This window comes from Shewanella psychrotolerans, from assembly GCF_019457595.1.
Lineage (GTDB): Bacteria > Pseudomonadota > Gammaproteobacteria > Enterobacterales > Shewanellaceae > Shewanella > Shewanella psychrotolerans.
On record NZ_CP080419.1, the window covers coordinates 2396561 to 2414056 of the forward strand.

Consider the following 17496-nt stretch of genomic DNA (forward strand, 5'->3'; position numbering starts at 1 on the left):
TTTTAAACTTAACGGAGTATCTCATGTTCCGCAGAACCAAAATTGTAACAACACTCGGTCCAGCGACTGATCGTGACGACAACCTACGTCGTATTATCAAAGCTGGTGCAAACGTTGTTCGCCTTAACTTTTCTCACGGCTCACCTGAAGACCACCAAAAACGCGCAACAGATGTTAGAAACATCGCCAAAGAACTTGGTGTACATGTTGCTATTCTAGGTGACTTACAAGGTCCAAAAATCCGTGTATCTACCTTTAAGGACAATAAAAAAGTCCAACTTGATCTAGGAAAAGCATTCGTATTAGATGCCGACCTAGAAAAAGGCCAAGGTGATGAGAATCAAGTTGGTATCGATTATAAAGAGTTACCAAAAGACGTCACTATTGGCGATATCTTGATGCTCGATGACGGCCGTGTTCAACTTCAAGTTGAAAAAGTTGAAGGTAACAAGGTTCACACTACAGTCACCGTTGCTGGTCCACTTTCAAATAACAAAGGGATCAACAAAAAAGGCGGTGGTCTTTCTGCAGCAGCGCTGACAGAAAAAGATAAGCTAGATATCATCACAGCTGCGGCAATTAAAGTGGATTACCTTGCGGTATCATTCCCTCGCTCTGGTGCTGATCTGAATTATGCTCGTGAGCTAGCTCAAAAAGCGGGTAGCAATGCATTAATCGTATCTAAAGTAGAACGTGCTGAAGCAGTTGCTACTGACGAAGCGATGGATGATGTGATTCTAGCATCTGATGCAGTAATGGTTGCGCGTGGCGATTTGGGCGTTGAGATTGGTGATGCTGCGTTAGTGGCAGTACAGAAAAAACTGATCCGCCGTTCACGTCAACTCAATAAGCCAGTGATCACTGCGACCCAAATGATGGAGTCAATGATCACCAGCCCAATGCCTACTCGTGCAGAAGTGATGGACGTTGCTAACGCTGTACTTGATGGTACTGATGCGGTAATGCTTTCGGCTGAAACCGCTGCTGGCGATTTCCCTGAAGAAACGGTATTGGCGATGGCAAATGTATGTTTGGGCGCTGAAGCGCATCCAAGCGTTCAAGTGTCTAAACATCGTTTAGATGAGCGTTTTACTTCTGTTGAAGAAACTATCGCGCTTTCTACTATGTATGCAGCTAACCATTTAGAAGGTGTTAAAGCGATTGTTGCGCTAACTGAATCTGGAGCGACACCACAGTTAATGTCTCGCATCAGTTCAGCTTTACCAATTTTAGCCTTATCTCGTCATGATGCGACACTTGCTAAAATGGCTCTTTATCGCGGTGTTCAACCTTTCTACTTTGATTCTACTGCACACCCTGCAGATGAACTTGCTAAGAAAGCACTGGAAGCATTGCAAGCGGCTGGTTATTTAAACAGCGGTGATATGGTGCTAATGACTAAAGGTGATGCGATGGAAACCATTGGTGGTACTAACACCAGTAAGGTACTTATCGTAGCTTAATCCTGTTTAGATAAAAAAAGGTACGCATTATGCGTAATGCCGATCAGTTAATGCCAATATGATCGGTTGACTGATCTTTAAAAGCCGTCAAAATCCAGTACAGACTCTTGTTTGTACTGGATTTTTTAATGGAACTTTCTGAAGCTTTAGCGCGTACTTCTATCAATCGACCTACTGAGTTCACCAATCTTGGGGAGCTTCTTTGTCCAGAGCTTATTCAAAACTGTTTACAATCCAATGGTGTAGCCACGCTTCGTAAGCGAAAATTACCTATGGAGTCTATGATTTGGGCTGTTATCGGCATGGCTTTATTTCGGGGGGAGTCCGTTAGGCAACTGATTAATAAACTGGATATTATCCTCCCAAATAAGGTCGATTATGTTGCTCGAAGTGCTGTCACTCAGGCAAGAAAGAAATTGGGCAGTGACGTTGTAAAAGATATTTTTCGACAGACTCAAAAGAGATGGAACATGCTGGCTGAGCATCCACAATGGTGCGGCCTTAATCTTTATGGCGTGGACGGTGTCGTCTGGAGAACCCCTGATACACCTGAAAACGATAGCGCCTTTTCTCGCACGAGCAACCAATCGAGTAATGCTTCCTATCCTCAAGTTCGCATGGTGTGTCTAATGGAACTCAGTAGTCATCTGTTAGTCGACTCATCTTTTGGGAGTGTAGCTGAAAATGAAATGGCATTAGCCGCTAATCTCATCAACAATACGCCGGATAACAGTTTAACCCTGTTCGACCGGGGCTTTTACTCGTTGGGGTTATTACATGACTGGTCACAAGCTGGCAGTAATAGACATTGGTTAATGCCATTGAAGAAGAATACACAATATGAAGTGGTACGTTCTTTAGGGCGACAAGATAAGCTTATCAGGCTAACCACAACCCCTCAATCTAGAAAGAAAAGGCCTGATTTACCTGAGTTTATGGAAGCACGTTTACTCACTAAAACAGTGAAAGGAAAAACGCTGCAAATCATCACTTCACTCACAGAGCCAATGCGTTATCCATCAGGTGAAATCGTTGATTTATATGCACATCGATGGGAGATAGAGTTGGGGTACAGAGAGATGAAGCAGTATATGCTTGAAACTCGGTTTACACTCAGAAGTCAGCTTCCGGAATTAATTAGGCAGGAGTTGTGGGGAGTCCTTCTTGCGTATAACTTGCTGAGATATAAGATGGTATTGATGGCACACTCATTAAAAGGGGTCTTCCCTAACCAATTGAGTTTTAGAGAAGCGTCGTCGCATATTATTTTTAAACTATCCCAACTTCCTAGCATATCTCCCGGCAATATTCCTAAGGTAATCTTTGATATAGAAAAAAATGCAAAACAGTTTGTTTTAGAAGGAAAGAGGGAGCGTAGTTATCCTAGAGTGTTGAAGTGTTCGAAGGACCGATATCCCATAAAAAAGAAAGCCGTTCACGTTAAGTGAACGGCATTACGCATTATGCGTACCTTTTTTTATGCGTACAATTTCTTGTATAGTTTAAAGACGCTCAAAGTCGTCAACATCAATAGCAGCCTTACGAAGCTTGTCTGCATCAATCAGTTGCTGATGTTCCTCTTGAGTAATAATCCCTGTAGCGGCGGCTTGTTCATACAAAACTCCTGTAGGTATCTTACTAGGTAACTTACCCTCTTTTTGTGCCTTTTTGATCTGACGATGGAGCTTACGGCACTGATATTGCGCCAAGAATGCGTTTTCGACTTCGGCAATACCGCCTTCATCGCCATCAAAATCAGGGCAAAGAAAAGTCAATCTATCACGAGCTGGGCTTGGCTTTAACATTCCCTGACACAAGTTAACCACTAATTTATCATCAGGACCATTAAAGTGATTGCCGATAGGGAACACAACGGCTCGCATTAACCATGCCACTGGGCGATTAGGGAAGTTTCTTAACGTCTCTTTTAATGCTTTCGCCGCGTTATGTAACCGTGTTTGCATCACATAATGTACCGCAGGTAAATCGTCCTGCTGACGGCCATTATCTTCAAACAATTTTAGCGTTGCAGAGCCAAGATAAAGTTCACTGAGGACATCACCAAGACGAGCTGAAAGCATCTCTTTACGTTTGAGATCGCCGCCCATGATCAACATTGAAAGATCCGTCATAAATGCAAGCGCTGCCGACATACGGCTCATATCTTTGTAATACTGCTTTGTACAACCACTGACCGGGGCTGAATTAAACTTGCTCGCCGAAAGCGCGCTAAACAAAGCACTAAACGCATTACGGGTCGCATAGCCCATATGACCAATCAAGAGATTATCAAAACGCTCGAGCGCGGCACTTTGATCTTCCATCGCAGCCGCTTCCATTTCGGCAAGTACATACGGATGACAGCGTGTTGCACCTTGACCAAAGATCATCAAACTACGAGTTAAGATGTTAGCTCCTTCAACCGTGATAGAGATAGGTGTCGCCATATAGCCGTGACCAAGATAATTTTTAGGTCCCAGCTGTATCCCCTTTCCTGATTGAATATCCATCGCATCATTAATGACATTACGTCCCATCTCTGTCATATGATATTTAGCTATCGCTGTAACCACAGAAGGTTTAACTTTCAGGTCAATCCCAGTTGTCGTTAAGCGGCGCGCAGCTTCGAGCTGATAAGTGTTGCCGATAATTCGCGCCATGGCTTCTTGAACACCTTCAAATTGCCCAATCGACAGGCCAAACTGATGCCGAACAAAACTGTAAGCTGTGGTCGTTTTGGTCGCCAAATGTCCTGTTGCCGTCGCTAGCGCTGGTAACGAAATACCTCGCCCAGCAGATAAACATTCAACCAGCATTTTCCAGCCACTACCCGCATATTGAGGGCCTCCAATGATCCAATCTAGCGGAATGAAGACGTCCTCCCCCGTAGTCGTACCATTCATGAATGCCATATCAAGTGGGTTATGGCGAGCACCAATGTTAACGCCTTTATGATCGGTTGGGATCAAGGCACAGGTAATACCAATCTCTTTTTTATCGCCGAGCAGACCATCAGGGTCGCGCATTTGAAACGCAAGACCAAGTACAGTAGCGACTGGTGCTAATGTAATGTAGCGCTTATCCCATGTAAGACTGATACCTAGGACCTCTTCACCATTAAACTCTTGGCGACAGACGATGCCAACATCAGGAATCGCACCAGCATCAGAGCCAGCCTCAGGGCCAGTTAAAGCAAAACAAGGAACCGCTTCACCTGTCGCCAATAATGGCAGCCAATGATCACGTTGCTCTTTCGTCCCATAATGAGTAAGTAGCTCGCCAGGACCTAAAGAGTTAGGCACCATCACACTGACTGCAGCACTTACACTACGACTAGCAAGCTTACTGACAATAGTAGAGTTGGCGTAGGCTGAAAATGCTTTACCACCGTATTCCTTAGGAATAATAAGTGCGAAGAACCCCTCTTTCTTAAAGTAGTCCCACAACTCTGGTGGTAGATCTTTACGCTGTTGCACAATATCAAAATCATCAATCATAGTGAGCGCAGTCATCACCTGATTGTCGATAAAGGACTTCTCTTCTTCGGTTAATCTAGGCTTACCATAGCTGTGGAGAGTGTTCCAGTTTGGTTTACCTCTAAATAGCTCACCTTCCCACCAGACATCGCCCGCTTCCATCGCTTCCTTTTCGGTATTAGAGAGCGGTGGCAATACCTTTTTGAAAAAGGAGAACACAGGACGAGTGATAAATTGCATCCGAATATTTTTAACACCTAGCAGCACTATCAAAATCAATAGTACTAAAATAAAAACAGTCATAACGCCCCCTATTGGGTACTTACTGGTACTGCTACACCTGCAGCAATGTATGGGATAACTTTACGAATAACGGCTTCAATATCGTTGTGTTCATTGAAATCGGCTTCTGCGATCTCTGTTAGCGCATCGGCCGATGCCATAGTGAACACAACGGTGCCAAGGGTAAAGTGTAGTCGCCAGAACATCTCAGCAGGTGGAATGTGTGGCGCACTTTCTGCAACAGCATCGACAAATCGCGTTAAATGTTCACCGTAATGAGTGGTGATAAACCAACGCAGATGGCCTTGACTCTCGATATAACCACGACCAAGTAGCTGTAGGAACGTGCGGGTACCTTCAACCTTCAGCTTGTTCAGTTCCAGCAAGGGTTTTACCAGCGATGAAAAAATATCATTAAGTGACGGCTCTGAACTTTGTTTTAGAAGCTCTAGCTCATTAGATGCATCAGGCATAAAACGATCTAAATAACGAGCAAGTACAGCTCTAATTAACTCTTTCTTAGAGCCAAAATGATAATTGACAGAAGCGAGATTCACTTCAGCTTTACTTGTGATAAGTCGTAATGAGGTTTCTGAAAATCCACGTTCAGCAAACAGCTTTTCTGCGGCATCAAGTATTCTTGTTTTAGTATCGGATCGATTTGCCATTCCATGACCTTAACTCTGATTTAAACATGCGTTTAAATTAAACACTGATACACTTTTTGTCAAATGAAATTCGGATGTAATGCGGCTATAAGTAAGGATAAATCTCTGCTGAACCACGGTTAGTGCCAATAGTTTAGATCCAGTTTAATAACAGCCTGCAATATTTAACCAAATTAAGTAAACTAGATCACACAAGAATAACAACGACGACAGTCAAACACCCAAGGAATCCCGCATGTCATCGATATCTCCACGATTATCCTCTTTATCACTCATCGTGACCTTAGTCATCTCAACCACGGCTTGCAATGAACAAGTGAATGCCGCGCCAGTAAAAAACGAGCCTATAGCCGAAGCGCAGCAATTTATTCAAGATGCGGAAGCTAATCTTGCACAGCTATCGATAGAGCAAAATCGCGCTGAATGGATTTACAGTAATTTCATAACAGAAGACACTGCGGCGTTATCAGCCTCGGTTGCAGAGCGCCAAACGGCGACATCTGTAAGATTGGCAACTAAAGCCGCAGAGTTTGCGGGGCTTCCTCTAAAAAAAGATGAACAACGAAAACTCAATATTTTACGTAGTTCATTGGTGTTACCCGCTCCGCTTGATCCGGTTAAGAATGCTGAGCTGGCTAATATTAGCGCCGAGCTAAATGGGTTATATGGAAAAGCTAAATACTGTTTAGCCGATGGTCGTTGCCTTACTCAACCCGAGTTATCGGGCATCATGGGCGAGTCTAGAGATCCTGCAACATTGCTCGATGTCTGGCAAGGTTGGCGCCAAATCGCAAAACCAATGCGTCCTCTATTTGAACGAGAAGTCGAGCTAGCCAACGAAGGCGCTAAAGATTTAGGTTATGCGAATTTGTCAGAGCTATGGCGGAGCCAGTATGACATGGCACCTGACGCATTCTCCGCTGAGCTAGATAGGCTATGGGGTCAAGTTCAGCCACTTTACGAATCGCTACATTGTTACGTGCGCGGTGAACTTAACCAGAAGTACGGCGACGATGTTGCTCCTAGTAATGGCGCAATTCCAGCTCATTTGCTCGGAAACATGTGGGCGCAGCAATGGGGCAATGTCTACGACATAGTAGCGCCGGAAGATGCCGATCCTGGATACGATGTTACCGAGTTACTTGCAAAGCAAGGTTATGATGAACATAAGATGGTTAAGCAGGCTGAAGGCTTCTTTACATCACTTGGTTTTGAACCGCTACCAGACACTTTTTGGAGTCGCTCACTATTTGTTCAACCCAAAGATCGTGATGTCGTCTGCCACGCATCAGCATGGGATCTCGACAATCTTGACGATATTCGCATTAAGATGTGTATTCAAAAGACAGCTGAAGATTTTACCGTTATCCATCATGAACTTGGACATAACTTCTATCAAAGAGCCTATAAAAATCAACCTTTCATCTTCAAAAATAGCGCTAATGATGGGTTCCATGAAGCTATCGGTGATACCGTTGCCCTTTCTATTACGCCTAATTATTTAAAACAAATAGGCTTACTAGATGAGGTTCCCGATGAATCAAAAGACATCGGCTTATTGCTTAAACAGGCGTTAGATAAAATAGCCTTTCTACCATTTGGCCTGATGATAGACCAGTGGCGCTGGAAGGTATTCAGTGGCGAGATAACGCCTGCACAGTACAACCAAGCTTGGTGGGGGCTGAGAGAAAAGTACCAAGGCGTAAAAGCACCAATTGCACGAAGCGAAGTGGACTTCGATCCTGGCGCTAAGTACCACGTACCAGGAAATGTTCCTTATACTCGCTATTTCTTAGCTCACATATTGCAGTTCCAATTTCACAAAGCGCTCTGTGACATCGCTGGTGATAAAGGCCCTGTACACCGCTGCAGTATTTACGGCAACAAGGAAGCTGGCGCAAAACTCAATGCAATGCTTGAGATGGGGCAAAGTCAGCCATGGCCCGAAGCCTTATCAGTAGTAACTGGCAGTAAAGAGATGGATGCTTCAGCTGTACTCGACTATTTTGCACCACTTAAGGTGTGGTTAGATGAGCAAAACCAATCGAAAAATCGTCAATGCGGTTGGTAAGCGAACGTTAGTTCATCAACTTTTGCCAGTGCTTTGGGACTGATTAATGGCCCAAAACCGGTAAATCCGATTGCTAGATTGAACCCTCGCCTTGTTATGCAACAAATTTAACATCAAAGTTAAATAACAAAGTTAAACAACAAAGCGAGGATTCAATATCATTATTTCAACGGTTAACGAGAATTAGCCCCTTTCTTGGTGAGCTCTCGAGTATTAAGGCGTGCATTATCTGATTTCGACAGCATCACCATCATAGCACCGCTTCCTCCTAAAGCTCGTGTCGCACTATGATAGCCAATTACGCCGTCAAGCTGTAATAACCACTGTACTAAGCATGACTTGAGTAATGCTGGAAATGGCTTGTTATTAACCCCTGTACCATGAATGATCAACAGATTTCGAAGATCATTATTCTGACTTTGTAAGATAAAGTCATACAATGCTTCTCGCGCCAGACTCACGCCAAGATCCTTTAGAGCTAGTGATGCTTGCATGGGATACTTACCCTGGCGAAACAACTTAAAGACCTGACTCTGAACCCCTTGATGCTTAAAGCTAACGATCTCATCTGGCTCGACTGGGGTTATCTCACTAAAATCGAGACTTAACAGTGAAACAATCTCTCTTCTCTTCGTCTGGGCCTGTTTAGCACGCTGCGCCTCACGTCTCATATCGTTACACAGGTTAACAGTGACATCAGCCTTTAACGGCACCACATCTGCCATTGAAGCGCGAAATAGCGCTAACTCATCTTCTGCCATCGTATTTTCTTCCTCTCTAGCGAGCGAAACCTAGTGGATGGATCTTGTTTATAAATTATCTATGATAAAAACGTGCAATGACAAGTCGATTAAAACGCCTAATATAACAACCGCTGAATTCTTGTCCAACCAAGCAGAAGCAATTACATAAGGTTGAAATATAGACACCTAGCAGATGATACACACTTTGTTAATAACTAAATCTTTCCCATCAAAAGTGCATAGATTATAGTGAGCTAAGTATTAGCAAAAATGAATAGCTAAATGAAATTTATGAAATTTATCATGTTCACGCTTATTTGTGTGCTTTGTGTGCCGGTAATGGCGCAAGACTCGAACAGTGACGACAAGGCATTAAATCAGTTTTATACCCAATTTTCTACGGCATTTGAACAACTTGATGCAGAGGTAATTGAAGAACTCTATGCTGAAAATGCCTGTTATATCCCTGAACAACAAAGCCAAGAGATCACAATAGGCCGTGAAAATATCGGCGCGTTATATAAAGCTTTTTTTGGCAAGATTAAGCACAAAAATGCACAAATTGAGGTCGACTTTCGTGTGGTAGAACGCCAAATGGAAGGTCAAAGTGCTACCGATATTGGCTATTACCTGATTCGCTTTTATCCGCCCAAAGAAACAGAAGAGCCTATGAGTGAATTCGCTGGGAAATTTGTCACCGTTTCAAAAAAGAAAGCCGATGGTAAATGGTATTTAACTGTCGATACCAATAATCGCTCAGAGCCATCGTTTTACTTCAGTGCAAAGCCATCGCCCAACCTCTATTACGGCCGCCAATTTACTAAAACAGAAGATCCCCTGCACCATGAACAGTAATCAACAACCTTGCCCTTGCGGTAGGCAAATAACCACCAAATCAATAATAGAACGATTAAGCTATGAGAACTGCTGCCAACCTTACCATCGAGGAGCGCGGCCACAAACCCCAGAGTTGTTGATGCGCAGTCGATATAGTGCTTTTGTTCTGAAGATCCATGACTATTTAATTGAAACTCATGATTCTCGTTACCTCAACGGCCTCACTACAGCCATATTAGATCAAGACAACCACACCAACTGGCTTGGTTTAACCATCAATAATTGTGACATTGAGGGAAATACAAGTTCTGTAGAGTTTCATGCATGGTACAACGAAGGCGGAATTGAAGCGATTCATGAAATCTCACAATTTGTGAAACAAGGCGATAGATGGCTATATACCACAGGGGAACAACTAAAAACGGTTATGCCTAAGCGCAATGACCCTTGCATCTGCAACAGCGGTAAGAAATTTAAACAATGCTGTTCTAAATAGAACTAATTAATAGTCGTTAGGCACAAAAACTAATTAGTATCAAAACAATGCTAAACGACCGCAACTAAGAGACCGACAGTAACGTATCGGTAAGTTGGACATTCACTTTTAAAAATCGCTCAAATTCAGCTTCTCTTAACGCAGGACTGTATAGAAATCCTTGTGCATGATGACATCTTAATTTAGTAAGAAACTGCTCTTGTTCAATCGTTTCGACGCCTTCTGCGGTCAAAGAGATATTTAATGCCGAAGCCATTGCTATGATTGCGCTAACTATCTCTCGACTCTCGTGGCTCACACTCAGGTCGGAAATAAATGATCGATCAATTTTTAATTTTGAAATAGGAAACTGCTTAAGATAACGCATAGAGCTATAACCTGTGCCAAAATCGTCAATGGCTAAACCAACACCCAACTCAGCTAACTCCTTACATAAATTGGTCGCATAAATAATATCTTCCATCAGTTCCGTTTCGGTGATCTCAATGATAAGAGTGCGTGGTTTTATCCGGTAGCGAGTTACCAACTGCCAAACTTGATCATACAAACTTGTATTAAAAAACTGCTGAGCAGCAACGTTAACATGCATGGACAGATTCATATTATGGTGCTGCCACAGGTTTAACTGCCTACATGCGGTCTCCAATACCCATTCGCCAATCGCCCCAATCATTCCCGTTTGCTCGGCAATGTCGATAAAGGCTGCTGGATAAAGCACCCCACGTTTAGGGTGGTGCCAACGAATAAGCGCTTCAGCACCAATATATCGCTGTGTATTAAGATCTCTTAATGGTTGATAATAAAGTTCAAACTCACGATTCTTTAATGCTGATTGTAAATCGCGCTCAATCTGTGCACCTTCTTTAAATGTATTAAGTAAAGCATTGTTAAAAAGCTGAATAGCATCACCTTGCTTGCGTTTAGCGTACTGCACTGCAATATCGGCGCAAGTTAATGCTGAAAACATCTCTTCAAGGGAATCGATCTCAACAATCGATAAGGCAGGCTTTGCGTCAAATGCTTCGCGTCCGATGGTCACGGGAAGTGTCAATTGATGATATAAACGTTTAATAAGGTAATCGAGATGCTTACTGTCTTCTAAACCATCAACAACAACCGCAAATTCGTCACTACCAACACGAGCGACAAGCTCTGCTTGATTAATACTGGCAAAATGACGCAAACGCCGCGCAACCTCAACCAATAAACGATCCCCTTTTTCATGGCCATAGGTGTCATTAAAGCGTTTAAAACCCATCAGATCTATTAACATTAAATGGCCAGTCGTTCGACGTTCAAGAGCCTTATTGAAGAAACTGCGATTATACAAACCAGTAAGCGAACATCGCCACGCTAAGCGCTCGAGCTCATTTTTATGTTCTAGCTCATCAGAGCTATCCTCAGCGGTAATTAATGCGTAATAATTCCCTCTTTGGGTAGTGAAAGGATTCACCGAATAACGCACCCAATAGCTACTGCCATCGGAACGAGTGAGCTTAGTATCACCTTTTGCGATTCTGCCTCGCTTAACATCGGTTAACACCGAATGAGCTTGATCGGGAGACTGTTTGAAAAAATCGAGGCTATAAATTGGGCATCCCAATATTTTCTGTTTCGGGGTACCAGACATTGAATGATAAGCGCTGTTTACATACTCGATGATATCGGTATGTAAATTGACAACCATGCTCACCTGCTCTGAATGCTCAATCGCTTTTAAAAAAAGACTCAAACGTTCATCGGTTTCGTAAGCGCGTTGAGTCGCTAATGTCAATGCGAGCTGATCTGCAACTTGAGCTACGATATCAAGCTCACTCTCAGACCACGACCTTGGCGTGCTCGACTCTAGAAACAGCACGCCCTCAAGGTGTCCATTAATACGAATAGCGACATCGAGAGAACTGTTTATCTGCTTGGGGTAGAAATAGCACTCAAAAAGCGCTTTAACGCGAATATCTTCATTGACATCTGCAACATCAATTATCCGATGTTGTTTTAGGTCTGTTAGGTATTGAGAGCAAAATCGCGGTTTGGGACGAATAACATCGATGGCGTTTCCCGAATGGGCAACCTGTTCAATTGTATTGGCATCGATAGACAAAATACACACACCAACATAGTCGACAACAAGCTCCTCACTCAGCAAATTTATCGCTAGCGTGGCAGTCTCATTGAATTTTCCTTCTTGCTTCTCTACCGAATTAACGATCGACTCTAGCAAGTGTTGATATTTGCGTTTTACCATAAATCCCTACAACCAACAGCCTAAAAGTCGCTGTCGAGGTAAAAACGCTCTAAAACAGAGCATTTAATATGTTTATCCACACATTTTTTGTTTTAAATAAGTGGCTATCGGCAATTCTATAGGAATAATTAACTGATTAGCAACAAGTTTAACGCGATAAGATCACAGGTTGTTTTGTAACTGAAAAATCATTTTTTCTGCGCTAAATGCAAATGTTAACGATAATTGCTGGCCATCCACTATATCGACAATTTCAGCTTGAACAGCATCAAACCTTACCTTGGCTGCATTAGCTAATGATTCGACCTCAGCAAGAGCATCCGCGCCATGTTTCTCTATCACGAGCACAGTATCGTGTTCATCTATGACAGCACCGATATCAGCGTAACTGCCGCAATCTGTACATGTATCATTCACCAGTGCTGATTGCCCTTTTTCAATATTTTTCATAATTCACAACTGCCTTGTATTCAAAAACGGTAATTATAGTGACTTTAATATTTTAGTTCGAGATGTAGCTCTAAACTATGCCAAAATCTCTGCCATTGCGCGCTGAGCAACCAATTGGTCGCCAAAGTGTAAATAGTCACCGATCATCGCTTGAGGTTCAATCAGGCCTCGATAACGAGATCGTGTCACCTGATCGCAATTAGCAAGCACTTTACTCATCTCAAGTGAATCACTTCCCCTTATCACTAAGGCTTCGGGTTTTAGGTACTGGTGTAGATGAAAATTAGTCAGGCCTGCCGAGTGAAACTGAGGACTATTATCAACAACGGCCTCTTCCACCATATTGGCAACTAAGGGCTGCTCCTCCGCAAGTTCAAATTTATCTCTTAACTGGCATTTGCTCTCTTCCGTCGGTGATTGAAGATGAAACTGCGCCATATCACGCGCATCAATCGATAACATAGCCAACAACAAGCCAAACTCTCCCCGTCTGTCTGAAGTGACAGCTTGGTTAAGTCGGGTGCCTAAATTGGCTTCATTGATTAATAACTGATTGGTTCGCATAAAAAAACAACAATAAAACAACTCGTTGTAATTTAATCGACCGCTTGAAGCATAACTTTAATAAAAAGTTCAATAATGCTCTTTACAGCGGCCGAGTTTGTGACTACTATTGCCGCCGCAATTGAGGAGGGGTTCCCGAGTGGCCAAAGGGATCAGACTGTAAATCTGACGGCTCAGCCTTCGAAGGTTCGAATCCTTCTCCCTCCACCATTTGCGCACAATTTGATAAAGAAATATTTGTGGAGGGGTTCCCGAGTGGCCAAAGGGATCAGACTGTAAATCTGACGGCTCAGCCTTCGAAGGTTCGAATCCTTCTCCCTCCACCATCTTTATTTCTTAATTAAATAGTGACATGTTGTAAAAGCTGTAAAATGTAAAAGTGACATATGTGGAGGGGTTCCCGAGTGGCCAAAGGGATCAGACTGTAAATCTGACGGCTCAGCCTTCGAAGGTTCGAATCCTTCTCCCTCCACCATCTCACATAACGTCTCTATTCCACCCAACACCATTTTATATAGCACCACTTCATAATCCCGCTGCACTGCTGGTGCAACACCTTAGTCCCCAAAGTAATCTCATGCTCAGGTTTGATCTCTGAAGTATCAAATTCCGCTATTTGGGCCTTACACTTAACTTTATGCTGGTTTGCCAAACTCGTCAGCACTCTAGTAAAATTTTATGCCCACCTCATATTCGCTTTTAAAACCATCAATCAATATTTCGTACGACTTCCGTTAGCATTTATAGTTATAATTCATCGCTAAATTTTATATCACTACTGAAGGCAGGCATCTCATCTGTAATGGCTTGTCTGGGACCAATAACAGGAGAGCGAATGGAACGTTTATGGGTTAACCAAGCCATCGAAAAAATTGAAGCCGATTATCAACGCAGCGCCGACACCCATTTAATTAAACTCGATATACCTTGTTTAAAAGATATTGATATTTATCTCAAAGATGAGAGTACCCACCCTACCGGCAGTCTCAAACATCGTTTAGCACGCTCACTCTTCCTATATGCACTCTGTAACGGATGGGTCAAACAGGGGACTCCTATTATTGAGTCCTCATCAGGCAGTACGGCAGTATCAGAAGCCTACTTCGCTCGTCTCTTAGGTCTGCCCTTTATTGCCGTAATGCCAAAGACAACAGCTAAAAAGAAAATTCAGCAAATAGAATTTTATGGGGGTGAATGCCATTTCGTCGACCACTCCAGCGAGATCTACGCCGAATCCCAACGACTGGCCGACGAACTGTCAGGTCACTATATGGATCAATTCACCTATGCCGAACGCGCAACAGATTGGCGAGGCAATAATAATATTGCCAATTCGATATTTGACCAGATGAAACGGGAACCGCACCCAGTTCCAAGCTGGATTGTGATGAGTCCTGGCACAGGAGGCACCTCCGCTACCATAGGTAGATATATCCGTTATCAACGAGAAGAAACCAAATTATGCGTCGTCGATCCAGAGAACTCGGTTTTCTACGATTATTATCACAGTCTAGATCCAAGCGTCACCTGTTGTAATGGTAGTAAAATTGAAGGAATTGGTCGTCCAAGAGCAGAACCCTCATTTATCGCAGGCGTTGTCGACCATATGGTAAAAGTTGAAGATGCTGCCTCGATCGCGACTATCTATTGGCTGGAGCAGCTTATCGGGCGTAAAGCGGGTCCTTCTACTGGCACCAATCTCTATGGTGCCTTGCAATTGGCAACCCAAATGCAGCAAGAGAACCAAAAAGGTTCAATAGTGACCTTACTCTGTGATGGCGGTGAACGTTACCTAGATACCTATTATGATGAGGTGTGGATTAACGACAATATCGGTGATATTGGTAAATATCAAACAAGACTTGAACGCTTTAATCAGACGGGTCTACTAGATTAACAAACACAGCTATTGGAAATAGTGATTAGCAATAAGGGCTAAAAACACAACAGCCCTTATGCTTATCACTCACCAAAATCTAATCGATATTGAGGTATTTGTGAGTTTGAATAGATAAACGCCAATTACGCGCAATACACACTTTCATCGCCAGCTCTGTTGCTCTAGGCTTTTGGCTTATTGGTTGTAAACAGATGGTCTTACCAAGGGTATCAATGCCCTCTAGTAATTGATCTAATTCATCAATATGCATCTGCTTTGCAACGGGATGCTTAATCTCATCGGCGCGAACCAGTGACGGCTCCAGCACCTTATAACCGCCTTTCATATTCACTTTTGGTGACACTGTTACCCAGGTTCGTGGATCACATAACACCTCGAATGTGCCACTTGTTTCTATTTGACATTGATAACCCTGCTCAGACAGTGCTTGAGTCAGTGGACGTAGATCATAAATGCACGGTTCTCCGCCGGTGATCACAATATGTTTTGCGGTAAATCCTTTAGCCACTAATTGCGCGATCAGCTCCTTAGCGTCTAGCTCAGACCAACGACCTATTTCACCATCGATTTGGATAACAAGATCGGGATCGACTCGATTTTCAGTTAGCGTTTCCCAAGTATGCTTGGTATCGCACCAAGAGCAACCAACTGGACATCCCTGTAAACGTACGAAAATAGCAGGCACGCCAGTGTAGACGCCCTCACCTTGTATGGTTTCAAACACTTCATTCACGGGATACTTCATGGTTAACCTCATCGCTGTGGGTCGGCTTTTATAGAAGATTTTGACGCTACAAGCAAGTATAACTCCATTATTTGCAGCCACTTTATTGCTAATGGAAACTTTTGGATATGAATGTGCGTAGTAAGATGATTTGCAACCTTGCTATGGTCAGTTAAACTAACGCCAAATTCCATACTTAATAAATCACTATGTCTAAAGCGGTCGTTGTTTTTAGTGGAGGCCAAGACTCCACAACTTGTCTGATTCAAGCCCTAAATCAATATGATGAAGTGCACGCAATTACGTTCGATTATGGTCAACGCCATAGAGAAGAGATCGCAATAGCGCAGAACTTAGGCAAGCAGCTCGGTGTTGCTAGTCATAAGATACTCGATGTGACAGTACTCAATGAACTGGCGATTTCTGCATTAACACGCGATGCCATTGCCGTTTCAAATGAGTTAATGGAAAATGGCTTACCCAACACCTTTGTGCCTGGGCGTAACATCCTATTTCTGACCTTAGCGGGAATTTATGCCTATCAACTCGGTGCCGATACTGTGATAACAGGGGTCTGCGAGACCGATTTTTCTGGCTACCCAGATTGCCGCGATCAATTTATTAAAGCGATGCAATCGGCATTAGAACAAGGAATGGATCGACAATTAACGATTAAGACCCCATTAATGTGGCTCAATAAGGCGGAAACTTGGGCCTTGGCTGATAAATACCGCAGTTTAACCCTCGTTCGAGACCAAACGCTGACCTGCTACAACGGGATTGTAGGCGCAGGATGTGGCACCTGCCCAGCGTGTATCCTCAGAAGCAAGGGATTGCAAGAGTATCTCGACAACAAGACAAGCATCATGGCTGAGTTAAACCAAAAATGCTAAGTCACTTAAAATCAACGTCAAAGCCCTACGGCGTTGTATTAGCCATTACCATAGTCTGTGCCCTGTTTTACTTTATGGACTTTGACTCTCAGCTTGCCTATCGACGTTCATCAATTACTGGCGGCGAATGGTGGCGATTGCTTACCGGAAATTTGCTTCATACCAATCAATGGCATCTGTTAATGAATCTTGCAGGGCTTTGGGTGATCAGCTTTTTACACGAATGCCACTACAGGGCAACTAATTTTACGTTGCTATTTGCAATACTGTGCGTGTTGCAAGGCATTGGCCTCTATCTTTGTTTTCCTGCGTTGGGGGGCTATGTGGGGCTAAGTGGTATGTTACATGGCCTATTTACCTATGGCGCGCTTAAAGATATTCAAGCAGGAATGCGCTCTGGCTACTTGTTGTTTGCAGGGGTTTGCGCAAAAGTGGCTTATGAGCAAATCTATGGTGCCACTGAGCAAATTACTCAGCTAATTGGGGCTCGAGTGGCAACTGAAGCTCACCTTGTGGGTGTAGTGACAGGCATTTTGGTTTTTGTTACTTATAAAGTGATTAGAAAATTCATCAAATAACTAGCAAGATAAGTCTGATTGTTTTCTATATCGCGCTAGTCGATTGCATTTCAAACGTGTTTTTCATTGGAATACATTGGCTGAGCAAAGCCTGAGTCAAAGACTT

15 protein-coding genes and 3 tRNA genes are annotated in these 17496 nt (G+C 43.2%); 11 read left to right on the plus strand and 7 right to left on the minus strand.

Annotated elements, in window-relative coordinates:
• Positions 1–23: 23 nt before the first annotated feature.
• Positions 24–1463: a pyruvate kinase gene (gene pyk, locus K0I62_RS10560; protein WP_220068121.1), complete on the plus strand. Its 1440-nt coding sequence runs from the start codon at positions 24–26 to the stop codon at positions 1461–1463.
• Between the two features lie 128 nt (positions 1464–1591).
• Positions 1592–2911 (plus strand): IS4 family transposase, encoded by a 1320-nt coding sequence (locus K0I62_RS10565; RefSeq protein WP_220068122.1) that lies wholly within the window; start codon positions 1592–1594, stop codon positions 2909–2911.
• A gap of 54 nt (positions 2912–2965) precedes the next feature.
• Here K0I62_RS10565 and K0I62_RS10570 read toward each other — a convergent pair whose 3' ends face one another.
• Positions 2966–5242 (minus strand): acyl-CoA dehydrogenase, encoded by a 2277-nt coding sequence (locus K0I62_RS10570; protein WP_220068123.1) that lies wholly within the window; start codon positions 5240–5242, stop codon positions 2966–2968.
• An 8-nt stretch (positions 5243–5250) separates the two neighbouring features.
• Positions 5251–5889, minus strand: a complete 639-nt coding sequence (psrA, locus tag K0I62_RS10575; protein WP_220068124.1) for a TetR family transcriptional repressor PsrA — start codon at positions 5887–5889, stop codon at positions 5251–5253.
• 235 nt (positions 5890–6124) lie between these two features.
• Here psrA and K0I62_RS10580 point away from each other — a divergent pair, with 235 nt between their 5' ends.
• Entirely contained in the window at positions 6125–7960 is a 1836-nt protein-coding gene (locus tag K0I62_RS10580; RefSeq protein WP_220068125.1) for a M2 family metallopeptidase, read from the plus strand.
• Positions 7961–8133: 173 nt separating this feature from the next.
• Here the strand turns inward: K0I62_RS10580 and smrA are convergent, their stop codons facing one another.
• A complete protein-coding gene (gene smrA / locus K0I62_RS10585) occupies positions 8134–8721 on the minus strand; it encodes a DNA endonuclease SmrA (protein WP_220068126.1) in 588 nt (195 codons plus the stop codon).
• Between the two features lie 264 nt (positions 8722–8985).
• Between smrA and K0I62_RS10590 the strand changes: the two genes are divergently transcribed.
• Entirely contained in the window at positions 8986–9558 is a 573-nt protein-coding gene (locus K0I62_RS10590) for a YybH family protein (protein ID WP_434086810.1), read from the plus strand.
• Positions 9548–10036, plus strand: coding sequence for a YchJ family protein (locus K0I62_RS10595; RefSeq protein WP_220068127.1), 489 nt, complete (start codon positions 9548–9550; stop codon positions 10034–10036). Before K0I62_RS10590 ends, K0I62_RS10595 begins: the two co-directional genes overlap by 11 nt.
• Before the next feature lie 64 nt (positions 10037–10100).
• Here K0I62_RS10595 and K0I62_RS10600 read toward each other — a convergent pair whose 3' ends face one another.
• The 3 genes from K0I62_RS10600 to K0I62_RS10610 form a co-directional block, all read right to left on the minus strand.
• Positions 10101–12281: a putative bifunctional diguanylate cyclase/phosphodiesterase gene (locus K0I62_RS10600; RefSeq protein WP_220068128.1), complete on the minus strand. Its 2181-nt coding sequence runs from the start codon at positions 12279–12281 to the stop codon at positions 10101–10103.
• A gap of 162 nt (positions 12282–12443) precedes the next feature.
• The gene (locus tag K0I62_RS10605) at positions 12444–12731 is read right to left on the minus strand and encodes a DUF406 family protein (protein WP_220068129.1); all 288 of its coding nucleotides are present in this window, start codon (positions 12729–12731) and stop codon (positions 12444–12446) included.
• A gap of 75 nt (positions 12732–12806) precedes the next feature.
• Complete coding sequence (locus K0I62_RS10610; protein WP_220068130.1) at positions 12807–13295, minus strand: VC2046/SO_2500 family protein; 489 nt, start codon at positions 13293–13295, stop codon at positions 12807–12809.
• A 125-nt stretch (positions 13296–13420) separates the two neighbouring features.
• On the opposite strand from K0I62_RS10610, the gene K0I62_RS10615 reads away from it, so the two are divergent.
• From K0I62_RS10615 to K0I62_RS10630, 4 genes are all read left to right on the plus strand, one after another.
• Positions 13421–13505: transfer RNA gene (locus K0I62_RS10615), tRNA-Tyr, on the plus strand.
• A gap of 31 nt (positions 13506–13536) precedes the next feature.
• Positions 13537–13621: transfer RNA gene (locus K0I62_RS10620), tRNA-Tyr, on the plus strand.
• A 64-nt stretch (positions 13622–13685) separates the two neighbouring features.
• A tRNA-Tyr gene (locus tag K0I62_RS10625) sits at positions 13686–13770 on the plus strand.
• Positions 13771–14130: 360 nt separating this feature from the next.
• Complete coding sequence (locus tag K0I62_RS10630) at positions 14131–15192, plus strand: PLP-dependent cysteine synthase family protein (RefSeq protein ID WP_220068131.1); 1062 nt, start codon at positions 14131–14133, stop codon at positions 15190–15192.
• A gap of 79 nt (positions 15193–15271) precedes the next feature.
• Here the strand turns inward: K0I62_RS10630 and queE are convergent, their stop codons facing one another.
• Positions 15272–15940: a 7-carboxy-7-deazaguanine synthase QueE gene (queE, locus tag K0I62_RS10635; RefSeq protein WP_220068132.1), complete on the minus strand. Its 669-nt coding sequence runs from the start codon at positions 15938–15940 to the stop codon at positions 15272–15274.
• A 188-nt stretch (positions 15941–16128) separates the two neighbouring features.
• Here queE and queC point away from each other — a divergent pair, with 188 nt between their 5' ends.
• A complete protein-coding gene (gene queC / locus K0I62_RS10640) occupies positions 16129–16812 on the plus strand; it encodes a 7-cyano-7-deazaguanine synthase QueC (protein ID WP_220068133.1) in 684 nt (227 codons plus the stop codon).
• Complete coding sequence (gene rrtA / locus K0I62_RS10645; RefSeq protein WP_220068134.1) at positions 16806–17390, plus strand: rhombosortase; 585 nt, start codon at positions 16806–16808, stop codon at positions 17388–17390. The genes queC and rrtA overlap by 7 nt, the downstream gene beginning before the upstream one ends.
• The last annotated feature ends 106 nt before the right edge of the window (positions 17391–17496 follow it).